At 44.3% G+C, this 13,223-nt stretch carries 13 protein-coding genes and 1 tRNA gene; 9 read left to right on the top strand and 5 right to left on the bottom strand.

Annotated features, from left to right (window positions below; all coding sequences use genetic code 11):
* Nucleotides 1–19: 19 nt before the first annotated feature.
* Complete coding sequence (locus JMW61_RS01490; protein ID WP_201548787.1) at nt 20–976, bottom strand: DUF1853 family protein; 957 nt, start codon at nt 974–976, stop codon at nt 20–22.
* A gap of 303 nt (nt 977–1,279) precedes the next feature.
* On the opposite strand from JMW61_RS01490, the gene JMW61_RS01485 reads away from it, so the two are divergent.
* Together JMW61_RS01485 and JMW61_RS01480 are read left to right on the top strand one after the other, a co-directional pair.
* Complete coding sequence (locus tag JMW61_RS01485) at nt 1,280–1,441, top strand: hypothetical protein (RefSeq protein ID WP_194198025.1); 162 nt, start codon at nt 1,280–1,282, stop codon at nt 1,439–1,441.
* 24 nt (nt 1,442–1,465) lie between these two features.
* Complete coding sequence (locus JMW61_RS01480; protein WP_201550310.1) at nt 1,466–1,984, top strand: tyrosine-type recombinase/integrase; 519 nt, start codon at nt 1,466–1,468, stop codon at nt 1,982–1,984.
* A 295-nt stretch (nt 1,985–2,279) separates the two neighbouring features.
* Here the strand turns inward: JMW61_RS01480 and JMW61_RS01475 are convergent.
* From JMW61_RS01475 to gatC, 4 genes are all read right to left on the bottom strand, one after another.
* Nucleotides 2,280–2,356: transfer RNA gene (locus tag JMW61_RS01475), tRNA-Pro, on the bottom strand.
* 114 nt (nt 2,357–2,470) lie between these two features.
* Nucleotides 2,471–4,000, bottom strand: a complete 1,530-nt coding sequence (gene gatB, locus JMW61_RS01470; RefSeq protein ID WP_201548785.1) for an Asp-tRNA(Asn)/Glu-tRNA(Gln) amidotransferase subunit GatB — start codon at nt 3,998–4,000, stop codon at nt 2,471–2,473.
* Nucleotides 4,000–5,496, bottom strand: coding sequence for an Asp-tRNA(Asn)/Glu-tRNA(Gln) amidotransferase subunit GatA (gene gatA, locus JMW61_RS01465; protein ID WP_201548783.1), 1,497 nt, complete (start codon nt 5,494–5,496; stop codon nt 4,000–4,002). The genes gatB and gatA overlap by 1 nt, the downstream gene beginning before the upstream one ends.
* Before the next feature lie 70 nt (nt 5,497–5,566).
* Nucleotides 5,567–5,881: an Asp-tRNA(Asn)/Glu-tRNA(Gln) amidotransferase subunit GatC gene (gene gatC, locus JMW61_RS01460; protein ID WP_110923936.1), complete on the bottom strand. Its 315-nt coding sequence runs from the start codon at nt 5,879–5,881 to the stop codon at nt 5,567–5,569.
* A gap of 605 nt (nt 5,882–6,486) precedes the next feature.
* Here gatC and JMW61_RS01455 point away from each other — a divergent pair.
* The 7 genes from JMW61_RS01455 (at nt 6,487) to rplC (ending at nt 13,219) form a co-directional block, all read left to right on the top strand.
* Nucleotides 6,487–7,524, top strand: coding sequence for a rod shape-determining protein (locus JMW61_RS01455; RefSeq protein ID WP_197102436.1), 1,038 nt, complete (start codon nt 6,487–6,489; stop codon nt 7,522–7,524).
* Nucleotides 7,525–7,708: 184 nt separating this feature from the next.
* The gene (gene mreC, locus JMW61_RS01450) at nt 7,709–8,569 is read left to right on the top strand and encodes a rod shape-determining protein MreC (protein ID WP_201548781.1); all 861 of its coding nucleotides are present in this window, start codon (nt 7,709–7,711) and stop codon (nt 8,567–8,569) included.
* A 140-nt stretch (nt 8,570–8,709) separates the two neighbouring features.
* On the top strand, nt 8,710–9,195 hold the full coding sequence (gene mreD / locus JMW61_RS01445; RefSeq protein ID WP_201548779.1) for a rod shape-determining protein MreD: 486 nt from the start codon (nt 8,710–8,712) through the stop codon (nt 9,193–9,195).
* A 173-nt stretch (nt 9,196–9,368) separates the two neighbouring features.
* Nucleotides 9,369–10,055 carry a Maf family protein gene (locus JMW61_RS01440; RefSeq protein WP_201548777.1) on the top strand — a complete coding sequence of 229 codons (687 nt, stop codon included), beginning with the start codon at nt 9,369–9,371 and terminating at the stop codon, nt 10,053–10,055.
* A gap of 173 nt (nt 10,056–10,228) precedes the next feature.
* Nucleotides 10,229–11,812, top strand: a complete 1,584-nt coding sequence (locus tag JMW61_RS01435; protein ID WP_201548775.1) for an Rne/Rng family ribonuclease — start codon at nt 10,229–10,231, stop codon at nt 11,810–11,812.
* A 407-nt stretch (nt 11,813–12,219) separates the two neighbouring features.
* Entirely contained in the window at nt 12,220–12,531 is a 312-nt protein-coding gene (gene rpsJ / locus JMW61_RS01430) for a 30S ribosomal protein S10 (protein WP_010196670.1), read from the top strand.
* Nucleotides 12,532–12,580: 49 nt separating this feature from the next.
* Complete coding sequence (gene rplC / locus JMW61_RS01425; RefSeq protein WP_194198034.1) at nt 12,581–13,219, top strand: 50S ribosomal protein L3; 639 nt, start codon at nt 12,581–12,583, stop codon at nt 13,217–13,219.
* The last annotated feature ends 4 nt before the right edge of the window (nt 13,220–13,223 follow it).

The following is a 13,223-nucleotide window of genomic DNA, read 5'->3' as shown; positions in this document are numbered from 1 at the left end:
TTTTAAGTATCTAGGTTAGCTAAGACGCTTCATCTATTTGGTTTGGTTGTTTGGGACAAATAACGATTGGTCTATCTTCCACAAAATATAACCCTGTCGCAGGCGGCCCCCTATCTGACCAAACCGTTTGCGTTTGACACGCATCATAAAAGCCGCGCTTGGTAAACCACTCTATATAGTGTGCGGCTCGTAATGGTGTCATGTCGGTGGTAGCGAGATTAGCCATATCATTCTTATCGCACCATTCATGCATCGGAAAGCTTGGTGCTAGCCAAGCAGGGTAGCTAAAGTTATTGATGCTTATTGGCAAAAAGAATCGTCCTTTTATAATGCCATAACGTTTATCAATTTTAACTTGCCCATGATTGTCCGTATCTACCCACACCGCCCGAAACTGCTTGGTCTGCATGTGTGTCATCTTGCGCTGTAAATTGTCATTAGCATTAATCCCAACCCAGTTCACAGGTTCAAAAGGAGCTGATCCCATAAAAAACTTGATGGCCAATTCCCAATGCTCAACGAGCTTGTCTTGATGGTTATATAAAATTAAATCTATTTCACCAGTCGTTTGCTTGCCGTTAAATAACTGTACGTTATTAGCGAGTGTCTCGTACGGATGTAGCATGTGCGCAAAACCATCCTCTAGCCAAAATGATAATAACCCTTCAAAATGAAAACCCAGTCGATTGGGACTTGGGCGCTTGAGTAGATAGCGAGTCAGCGTTTGATAATCAGTAGTGGTATCCAGCTCTGTTAACCGCTGCTCATACGCCTCAAACTGCGCCTGCCAAAAGCTAGCACTATGCACTGCAATAGCATGTGTATTCTCATGCGGTGCAAAATCTATCCACTGCGTTAAGACATTAGGACAAGCCAATGCATAAGCCAAATCACGCACATAGGGTCGGTGGTAACGCTCCCAAGGTGCATCATCTATGAGGTGATTAAATGTAGGCTGATTGACAGGCTCGGACATAGGATAAACCAGTGTAAAGGTGTAGCATTTACCCTAACGGCTCGCTTTATAAAAGTCTATAGGATACGAGTATCGGCTAGGGTAATGCTCAGTCTTTTGGCTTTAAAATATGATATTAATGTGATGGATATGAATGCTGATATCAGGCGGTGATAGCAAGTAAGGCAATAGGATAGTAACTGTCGCTTTGAGTAGAGAGAGTGATACCATAATGTAAATTAATTTTGAGTTTTCATGCCTGCTTTACGTTTTTTTATTTAATTATTTTCTAGAGTGAAAAGTAATTATTAAAGGTTATATATTATGAGAAAATGGTTATACACGGTTGTTTTGATGGGTTTTACATCTGCTACCAATGCAAATGGTTTTAACCCTATGGATAAGTATTTTGCAGAGTTTGAGATCGTAGATGAAAACTATCGTTACGTAGACTTAGATAGCGTATCTGCTTACTTGGTTGCATGATAAACACGGGAAAGACGAAGCAGTATACTCGCTAATAACGTACAGTTATTTAACGGCTACCAAACGACTGGTGAAATAATCGCACTGACTTGGGATGATATAGATTGGGACGCGGGACTGACTAAAGGTAGTAAAGTCATGAGTGATGGGGAGATGGTTAATCGTACCAAGACCGCTGAATATCGTGATGTGTTTTTTAATGCGAGAAGTCAAGACGCGCTGAAGCGATTAAAACGTATTAAATCAGCTGGGAGTGATCGACTATTTATGTCGCCACGTTTTATAAATAGTGCCTGGCAAACAGATAAGACGCCAAGACGCGCATTGACTGAAGCGATGAAAAAGACTGGTATACGACATCGCGCTACTTACACGACGCGACATACCTTTATAACTAACTGTTTAACTGATGGATTGAATATATACTTTGTAGCCAAACAAACTGGCCATAGCGTGAGAATGCTTGGGACTAGATATGCACGTTGGATAGACGTGTCGAAAGCATGTAGTGAGATTGCTAAATTAAATACGGGGAGTAGGTGAGATGTTAATTAATCATAAGCGGTGCCCAAACTGCGGGGCAAGGTTGAAGCATTACTACTGGTATTGCGGAGATTGTGATAATCAGAATTTGACCAATTGGCCATTGATGATAGTAATAGTGACAGCATTTCTAATTATGATGGGGTTTATTGCGCTGAACTTCTTAGAGACAGCGTGTAATAACAGCTTTCTTCAGCAGCTAGTAATGAATTGGGGTGTGAGTTGCTGATCTGTGCCAAATTTGTGCCAAAAAAATAACTCAACGACTTAAGCCGTTGAGTTATTTAGTATTTCTTGGTCGGAACGGCAGGATTTGAACCTGCGACCACTACACCCCCAGTGTAGTGCGCTACCAGACTGCGCTACGCCCCGAATGACTGACTATTTTACGCAAAATTGCACATATTGCAAGAGCTATTTATTTTGCCCAAACTCTATCGCGCAATTTTGCGTATAGCCATCAGCATAGCCATTTAGTCGTTTACCTTAACCCAAAAGCTCTTTTAGGATTTGGTTCACTTGTTGTGGATTGGCACTACCGCGACTGGCTTTCATGACTTGTCCGACCAGACCGTTAAAGGCTTTTTCTTTACCGCCGCGATACTCATCAACCATCGCTTGGTTTTTCCCAATGACGTCTTCAACGATGGCTTTGATAGCGCCAGTGTCGGTTTCTTGCTTGAGGCCTTTTTCTTCGATGATCTTATCGGCTGCCTCATCAGCATCGCCGCCTTCACGCTCATATAGAGCACTAAAGACTTTCTTAGCCAATTTGCCAGATAGCGTGTCGTCTTTGATACGTTTTAGCATACCTGCCAATTGCTTGGCGCTGATAGGGGAGTCGACGATGTCTGTGTCATCTTTATTCAGCGCGCCGAGCAAATCGCCCATGACCCAGTTGCCAGCCATTTTGGCGTCTGACTGACCCACTTCAGCGACCACGTCTTCGAAGTAATCAGCAATTTGACGGTTGCCAGTCAAGATACGAGCATCATATTCTGACAGACCAAGCGCTTCTTCAAAACGTGCACGACGGGCTACAGGTAGCTCAGGCATGGCTGCTTTAATTGCATCAACCGTATGCTGCTCGATACGGACAGGTAGCAGGTCAGGATCAGGGAAATAGCGATAGTCGTTGGCATCTTCTTTAGAACGCATCACACGAGTTTCATCGCGCTCTGGATCATATAGCATCGTCGCTTGAACGACTTTGCCACCGTCCTCTAAGATATCTATTTGACGCTCGATTTCACGATTGATAGCGCGTTCGATGAAGCGGAACGAGTTTAAGTTTTTAAGCTCAGTACGCGTACCGAGATCATCACCAGGTTTGCGTATAGAGACGTTACAATCACAGCGGAACGACCCTTCTGCCATGATGGCATCTGAGATACCCAGCCAAGTCACCAACTGATGAATCGATTTGATGTAGGCAAGCGCTTCATGAGCAGAGCGCATATCAGGTTCAGAGACGATTTCGATCAGTGGCGTACCAGCACGGTTGAGATCGACGCCAGTCATACCATCGACGGCATCATGGACAGATTTACCAGCATCTTCTTCTAAATGCGCGCGGGTGATACCCATACGTTTCGGATATTCGTTCTTATCCCCTTCATTGACCACGACATCGATGTAACCTTCACCAACGATCGGGTTGGCCATCTGAGTGATTTGATAGCCTTTCGGCAAGTCAGGGTAAAAGTAGTTTTTACGATCAAACGTATTGAACAAGCCCAGTTCAGCATTGACGCCGATACCGAATTTTAGCGCGCGATCGACCACGCCAGCATTTAGCACTGGCAACACACCAGGCAAGCCCAAATCGACGATGCTGGCTTGGCTGTTTGGCTCGTGACCGAAGTCAGTCGGCGCACTTGAGAATATTTTACTTTCCGTGTTTAACTGGCAATGAATCTCAATGCCGATGACGACTTCATAACCATCAACGAACAGCTCTTTACGCACAGCGTGCTCGCGGACGGCATTGTTATCAGTAGTAGTTGCTGTATTCATTATACCGTCTCCTTTGCGATGGCAGAGTGCTGTAGATGATGATCCGTATGCTGCTGGAACAGATGCGCTGTCGTGAGCAGTTGACTCTCTTGCCAATGCTTACCGATTAATTGCAATCCAATTGGTAGACCGTCTGAGGTCAGACCAACTGGTTGGCTGAGCGCAGGCAGACCCGCTAAGTTGACCGCGATGGTATAAATGTCACCTAAGTACATCGTTGCAGGGTCAAGATTATCACTGAGCTTATAAGCAGCAGTTGGTGCGGTTGGACTGGCAATCACATCACAGCTCGCAAACGCTTCATCGAAATCTTTGACGATTAAGCGGCGAATTTTTTGTGCTTTCGTATAGTAAGCATCAAAGTAGCCTGCCGAGAGCGCATAAGTTCCAGTCAAGATACGACGCTGTACTTCAGGACCAAAGCCTTCAGAACGTGAGCGCGTGTATAGATCGATCAGATCCGTTGGGTTTTCACAGCGATAGCCAAAGCGTACGCCATCGAAGCGTGATAGGTTTGATGATGCTTCGGCAGGGGCTAGCATATAGTAAGTGGCAAGCGTGATTTCAGGGTCAGTGATGTTCACTTCTACAATCGTTGCGCCCAGCTCTTCGTACTTCTTCAGAGCGGCACGAGATGCTTGTTCAACTTCGCTATCAAGTCCTGTACCGAAGTATTCTTTAGCCACACCGATACGCAAACCAGCAAATGGTTTGTCACCAGCAGCGGCTTCTGCATCATTGATGTCTTGTACGTAGTCAGGCATGTCATATTTGATAGAAGTTGCATCGCGTGGATCGTGACCAATCATTGGCTGTAGCAGGTAAGCGCAATCTTTAGCGCTGCGTCCCATGCTACCAGCTTGATCCAGACTTGAAGCGTAGGCAATCATGCCGAAGCGTGATACACGGCCATAAGTAGGCTTGATACCCGTTAGGCCACAGAATGAGGCAGGCTGACGAATAGAGCCACCCGTATCACTACCAGTTGCGACTGGAACAAAACCAGCGGCAACGGCGGCAGCACTACCACCTGATGAACCACCAGGGACGCGCTCTAGGTTCCAAGGATTCTGTACTGTGCCGTAGTATGAGCTGCTATTGTCTGAGCCCATCGCAAACTCATCCATATTGAGCTTGCCTAAGCTAATCATGCCTGCTTTGTCGATGTTAGAGACGATAGTAGCACTATAAGGTGAGATAAAGTTATGGAGCATCTTTGAGCCACAAGTCGTCAGTACGCCTTGGGTACAAAAGATGTCTTTGTGTGCCATAGGGACGCCGAGTAATGGGCGTTGGTCGCCCTGTGCACGCATCTCATCTGCCGCTTTTGCTTGCGCGCGTGCTGTCTCAGAGGTGTGAGTGATAAAGCTGTTAATCTTGCTGTCTAGCGCATCGATACGCTTGATATAGTGTTCTGTCAGCTCAAGGCTACTAAATTGTTTGTCTTGTAAGCCCGTAATAAGCTGCTGAGTACTTAATAAATGAAGTTCAGACATAAGGTGTCGTCCGTCAAAATGTTAATAACATAAAATCGAATGAAATAAAGGAAGAGAGATAACCGACCGCTTATTCAATCACTTGTGGTACCAGATACAAACCGTCTTCAACGGCTGGCGCGACCGATTGATTGCGTTCGCGGTTGATATCATGTTTGGCAACATCGACACGCAGCTCTTGGCAGGCTTCATGGATGTTCGATAATGGTTTGATATCAGTGGTATCTACGTTAGCAAGCGTATGCATAAGCTTTAGTACTTTACTGATGTCGTCGGCATAGTTATCGGCCGTAGTCTCATCGACACCTAAACGCGCAAGGCTGGCAACTTCTAGGATTTCTTCACGACTGACGTTGCTGTCAGACGTTGTTGGTTGCTGTGACATAGTTTCTCCAGTGAAGGACAGTTTTTGTTAGATTTGGGTACTAGTTAGATTTAGATAATAGATTAGATACTGAACAGGTACTAAGATAAAATCTGATATAGAGTTACGTTATTATAAAGCATCTGACCTAAGTTTACAGAGCATGACGCTTGATTGATGCACAATATCAACCAAGAGCAAGTGATTTGCAAAATTGACTGAATAATTCACGGTAGATTTTCAATTGCTTCCCCATTATGTTCTGAAATACGTTACAGTATGCACTTGTGCTATTAAGCAAAACCTCATCTGCCTGTAGAACCCTTGTTAGTTATTGAATTAAATGGTGTTTCATTAGATTGAGCGATAGAGACTGCTATTTCAAACTTTGAAACAACTTTTAGCGTTTAAGACTAAATTCCTTACTTATTGATGCAAATACCTGTGTTTTTTTTGAGCTAAATAGGTATAATTTAGCTCGATTTTTTCATTTCATCATTATTGCTTAGGTTTGGCTTGTTGCGATGTTCAGCTTTCGCTTCAGGTAATGTCTAATGACGACCTGCTCAACACTGACGAGTAACACCTCAGTCAATCTCATTCGCCTCATTCGTAAGACGCTGGATATATTAGTCATGAACCTGTTTGGATTTTTATCAAATAATATCGCTATCGACCTCGGTACTGCGAACACCCTCATTTTTATTCCTAATAAAGGTGTCGTACTTGACGAGCCTACGGTAGTGGCGCTACGAAGTAATCGTACGCAAAACCCCACTGTTGCTGCTGTTGGTATCGATGCCAAGCAGATGCTTGGTCGTACACCTTCCAATATCACGGCGATTCGCCCACTAAAAGACGGCGTGATTGCTGACTTTGAAGTGACCCAAAAGATGCTCAAGCATTTTATCATGAAGGTAAAAGCCAAGCGTTTTATGGCACAGCCTAATGTGGTCGTTTGTGTGCCTTGTAAGTCTACCCTAGTTGAGCGTAAAGCGATTCGTGAGGCAGTATCATCAGCAGGCGCTAGCAAAGTATTGTTGCTAGAGGAGCCAATGGCGGCAGCGATTGGTGCGGGTATGCCAGTTCACGAAGCCAGTGGTTCTATGGTCGTTGATATCGGTGGCGGTACGACTGAGATTGCTGTTATTGCTCTATCTGGTTGCGTCTATGCTGAGTCTATCCGTATCGGTGGCGATATTTTTGATGAAGCAATCATTACCCATGTACGCCGTACGCACGGTTGTGTCATTGGTGAGACGACCGCTGAGCGTATCAAAAAAGAAGTTGGCTCTGCATTGAACGAAGAAGGCCAGTTAGAAGTAGAAGTGCGTGGTCGTAGCATGGCAGAAGGCGTGCCAAAAACGTTCACAGTCAATTCAGAAGAAGTACAAAAAGCACTGAGTGACCCATTGAGTGGTATCGTTAGCGCAGTAAAAGCAGCGCTTGAGCAAACACCACCTGAGCTGTCATCTGATATCGCTGAGCGTGGCATTGTATTGACGGGTGGCGGTGCTTTATTACGTGATTTAGACAAATTAATTTCAAGAGAGACAGGTTTGCCTGTAACAGTTGCCGAAGATCCACTGACTTGTGTCAGCCGCGGCGGTGGTATCGCTCTTGACTTTATCAACAACAAAAGCTTAAACATGATTTTTGTTTAAGCTGCATTAACTAAGTCCTGTCGTTTTTGATAGTACACAATGCTTAGTTATCGTTAAAATGAAGTAACAGGTATAAAGATATAAAATTAAAGGTAGCCCGCTGCGCTACCTTTAATCACATTATTCAATGCTAGAATTCCGTACTGGCTACCGCTTATTTTATAACCTCTGAGTTAGACGACTTATGATTCCAAGTATTTTTGCGCGCCAGCCATTAGCACTTCGCAAGACTGCCATCGTATTGATAGTAGCCTTAGTGTTGATGTGGTTCGATAGCAAAAACTCAGACTGGTTTGAGCCAATACGTAATACTAGCCATGCTGCTATGCAGCCTATTTATGAGTTGTCGTTATTACCGAGCTACGCCAAGCATTGGGCGAGTGGAAGCTTGCAATCTAAAGAATCACTACGCCGCGAAAACATACAGCTAAAGTCTCAATTGATACATGCGCAAGCCAAGCTCCAGCAGCAAGATTATATTCTGGCACAAAACGCGCGCCTGCAAGGTATTCTGTCGACCACCGAGCCTGAACAGTTTGATCTCACTCTCGCACAAGTTATCGGCACAGATACCAATTTGCTCAGACAAATTGTGATGCTCAATAAAGGCGCACAAGATGGTGTGCAAGTTGGACAAACGGTCATTGATGAAAAAGGTATCTTAGGACAAATCATTAATGTTTATCCTAATACCAGTCGTTTGCTATTGATTACTGACGAACAGCAATCTGTTGCCGTTACTGTTAAGCGTACAGGCCAACGTGCTATCGTTACGGGAAAAGGGATACCAACGTCATTGAGCCTCGATTACGTATTCAAAACCTCAGACGTGCGTGTGGGAGACGAGTTGGTTTCGTCAGGGCTCGGTGGTCGTATTCCAGCGGGTTACCGTGTCGGCCGTGTTGCTCATGTCAAAGATGGACAGGCGGACAACTTTAGAAGCATAGAAGTCACGCCAGCAGCTAACTTTATTGACAATGCGTATGTTCTCATTCTGCAAGACAAGCGAGCCAACAGCAATGATATTGTTCTCGATGAGCGCTAGATAAGCATCATTTAGCGAACAATGCGTTGATAGTCACCGAATAGCCTATGTATCGGTATATTCTCAATCACAGTGTTCATCCCATTAATGCCTAGCTATGCTCTAATAGCCGCCGCTAACACCCGCTAAGGTAAGTACTCATGTCGTATCCTGATTCTGAGAATGCAACGGTAGTACTCATTATTACGATTATTCTAAGCTTTGTCGTTGCTTCCTCACTTAATGTATATCCATTGAGCCCTAGTATGGCCACGCTGCGTCCTATGGTCATGATTATGGTGCTGATTTTTTGGTTGTTGTTTCAACCGCGCTATGTTGGCATCTTTACGGCATTTACCATCGGTATTATTGCTGATCTACTGATGGACACCCACTTGGGAGAGCAGGCCTTTGCCGCAGTAGTAGTCGCTCTCTTTATCAAAATTACCAGTGTATATATCAGACAAATGAACACCGCTAGCGCATGGCTAGTAGCCAGTTTTGGATTGATCATTTTCCAATTGAACTTGTGGATACTACAGATGTTCATCCAAAATGTTTTTGTCGCTCAAGCCACCCTATCATTATTAATGAGTATCCTGAGCTGGCCGCTGGTTCTATTCGCTCTACGTAAGTTTGCGCGTTAATCACTACCTTTATGAACAGCAGTGCTTATGAACAATAATACCTATGAATAATAATGCTCGTTCATAACTCATGGAGCGATAGCAATAAGGTTTGTTTAGGCCGATTCTGACATGATAACCAATAAGATTTTTCAATATTAAACACACATGAACTTACTATAAAGAGAGTTGCGATGGATATCGTTTTAGCATCTGGTTCGCCACGTCGTCGTGAGTTATTAGAAAGAGCGCAACTGGATTTTAGTATCTTGAGCGTGGATATTGATGAAACGCACTATGATAACGAATCGCCAAAAGACTATATCGAGCGCATGGTCGTCACCAAAGCCGAGGCTGCGATACAAAAGCTAAATGAGACGATAAACAAGAATAAAGGCGACCTTGCTGAGCAGATTCTCATCTTAACGTCTGACACCATTGGTGTACTGCCAGACGGTAAAACGGTTTTGGTCAAACCAATCGATCGCGAGCATGCTTATAGTATGTGGCAGCAAATGTCTGATAGTGTTCATGAAGTATGGACCGCGGTTCAAGCAACTCACATACAGCTGTTGCCCACAACATCAGAGCACGATGTGTCAAAACATAATGCATCAACGAACCACCCAGCTTTCCAGATTATCAAGCAGCAGCAAATCACTGAACGTACAGAAGTGAGCTTTATCCCGCTGACACCACAGATGATGAGTAACTATTGGGATAGTGGTGAGCCTGCTGATAAAGCTGGTGGTTATGGCATACAAGGCCTAGGTGCGGCATGGGTCAGCAGTATCAATGGCAGCTATACCAATGTTGTTGGTTTACCGCTTTCGCAAACGCTGGCATTAATTAAAACGCTTACCGATGCGAATCTCGATTAAATAGATAAGATAAATCTGTGTAGAGAGGGTTTATTAGCGAGAAATCAGTCGCCACTTCTCTGCACATAATGACACGTGAGAGTAATGGGCGAGAGCAAGCCGCATTTGTTACACTATAAAGATAATAGGCGATGAACGTCTAACAAGAAAGCTGAGAGATAAGAGAAAACATTATGTCCGAAGAGCTGCTGATTAATATTAGTCCAATGGAGTCCCGTGTCGCAGTACTAGACAACGGCATCTTGGGCGAGATTTATATTGAACGTCATCATAAACTGGGGTTGGTGGGTAATATTTACCTAGGTACAGTCGTACGTGTCCTACCTGGAATGCAGGCGGCATTCGTTGATATCGGGCAGTCGCGCACAGCATTCTTACATGTCAATGATATGCAGCGTGAGCCTCGTGCAGTAAAGAAAGCGACTGACACTGCCAAAAATCAAACCAATGGCGCGATAGAAAGTGCTACAGATGATTTGGACGTCACACTACCGATAGTCAACACTCAGAGTACGGAAGTTATACAAGCTTCTAAAACACTCATTCAACATCGTTTGCACGAAAGCCAACGTATCTTAGTACAGGTGACAAAAGATCAATTGGGCAGCAAAGGCGCTCGTTTAACCACCAATGTATCACTACCGTCACGCTACTTGGTGTATCTGCCATCAAGTGAACATATCGGTATATCTCAGCGCATCGATGGTGAAGAGGAACGTACTCGTCTAAAGACTGAGCTGACTAGCTTGATGCAGACGGTCAATCTAAAGGGTGGTCTCATCGCTCGTACTGCTGCTGAACGTGTCTCTGTTGATAAGCTCGAAGAAGACATTTATTACCTATTGCAGCTTTGGCGTACTATCTGTGCCCGTCGCCAAGAAATCAATCATCATCAAAGCTCAGAGCTGATTTATCAAGAGTTAGCATTACCATTACGCTCAATCCGCGACTTGGTACATGCTGACACCGAAAAAGTTATCATCGATAATGAGCAAATCTATGAGCAAGTCAGATACTTTGCTAAAGAGTTTGTTCCTTTTGTGTATGACCGAATCGTACACTATACCGCTGAGCAATCACTCTTTGATGTACACCGTGTCGAAGATGACTTAAAAGATGCTTTGAAGCGCCGTGTCGACCTAAAGTCGGGTGGCTATCTCATTATTGACCAGACCGAAGCAATGACGACGATAGATGTTAATACAGGGTCTTTCGTTGGTGGTCGCTCTTTAGAAGACACGGTTTATAAAACCAATCTAGAGGCCACTCATGCCATTGCCCGTCAGTTGCGCCTACGGAATCTAGGCGGCATTATCATCTTGGACTTTATCGATATGCTTGAACAGCAGCATAAAGATGATGTGCTTGAGAGCCTACAATCACAGCTCACGCAAGATTATGCCAAAACTAAGATTACGCAAGTCAGTGAGCTTGGCTTGGTAGAGATGACCCGTAAACGTACACGGGAGTCATTGGGGCAGCAGCTCTGTGAGCCATGTTCGACCTGTCAAGGTCGTGGGTTTGTAAAAACTGCCGAGACGGTCTGTTTTGAGATATTCCGTGAAATTATGCGTTGTGCTCGTACTTATAACTCTCCCAAAAAGTTCACCGTAGTGGCACATGCAGCCGTTATTGACTTGTTACTAACTTCAGAGTCGGACACAGTCGCAGATTTAGAGTATTTGTTAGGTAGAGTCATCACTTTTGATGTAGAAAATCTTTACACTCAAGAGCAATACGACATCGTTTTAGATTGATACACTTGCCACTACTAATAGAGATAAAGGTAATTATTAGAAATAGATAGCATTGTTTATAAAGCGTAATATCTGGATTTGCTATAGATATAGCCCTTGCAATGAACGAAATACTATGTATAATATACACCACTGAATTATATATGCGCAGCCAATCAAACAGCTGGCGCTATGACAGCTAGAGCATCGTTTCTAGCACTATTTCATTATGCCTCTACTAACATCCGATAATGGAAGGGTTGGTGGGGCTTTAAACTATTTCGCTTTTAGCACGCTATTGGTTCTGATAAAGAACATATTCTGGTTAAGAACAGAATGCCGCTTTAAGTGAATATTTAACCAAACGGCTTTTGATCATATCTTTGCAAAGCAAGAATGACAAAAGCACATATTAGGAGCTTGCTGGCATGGCTAACCAGAGAATCCGTATCCGTCTTAAGTCTTTTGATCATCGTCTGATCGATCAATCTGCACAAGAGATCGTTGATACTGCAAAGCGCACCGGTGCGCAAGTTTGTGGTCCTGTACCGTTGCCGACTCGCATTGAGCGCTTCAACGTTCTAACCTCACCACACGTTAACAAAGACGCGCGTGACCAGTACGAAATCCGTACTCACAAGCGCATGGTTGATATCGTTCAGCCTACTGATAAAACTGTGGATGCGCTGATGAAATTAGATTTAGCGGCGGGTGTTGACGTTCAAATTGCTTTGGGTTAATGCACATTACACACCCAACCCATTAATATAAGATATAAAGAGGTCTAAAATGGCGATCGGTTTAGTCGGTAAAAAATGCGGCATGACCCGTGTCTTCACTGAAGCAGGTGTATCTATCCCTGTAACAGTGGTTGAGGTCGATGCAAACCGCATTACTCAAGTAAAAAATACTGATGTAGATGGTTATCAAGCCATCCAAATTACCACAGGTACCCGTCGTGACAGCCGCGTAACAGCTGCACAGAAAGGTCACTTCGCTAAAGCTGGCGTTGCCGCTGGTCGTGGTGTTTGGGAATTTCGTGCCAACGAAAGCGATCTTGAAGGTCGTGAGATTGGTGGCGAGATTCTTGCTGACTTATTCGAACAAGGTCAGATGGTTGATGTTACAGGAAACAGTAAAGGTAAAGGTTTCCAGGGTCCTGTAAAGCGTCACAACTTTAGTATGCAAGATGCGACTCATGGTAACTCAGTATCTCATCGTGCACATGGTTCAACTGGTCAGAACCAGTCACCAGGTAAAGTATTCAAAGGCAAAAAGATGGCGGGTCAGATGGGTAACAAACGCGTTACCGTTCAAGGCCTAGAAGTGATTTCGGTTGATGCCGAAAAAGGGTTACTTGTCATCAAGGGTGCTATCCCAGGTGCCACCGGTGGCGATGTTATCGTACGTCCGTCAGTCAAAGCCTAAGCAA

The organism is Psychrobacter fjordensis (genome assembly GCF_904845995.1).
Lineage (GTDB): Bacteria > Pseudomonadota > Gammaproteobacteria > Pseudomonadales > Moraxellaceae > Psychrobacter > Psychrobacter fjordensis.
This window is presented reverse-complemented; position numbering and strand designations above follow the sequence as displayed.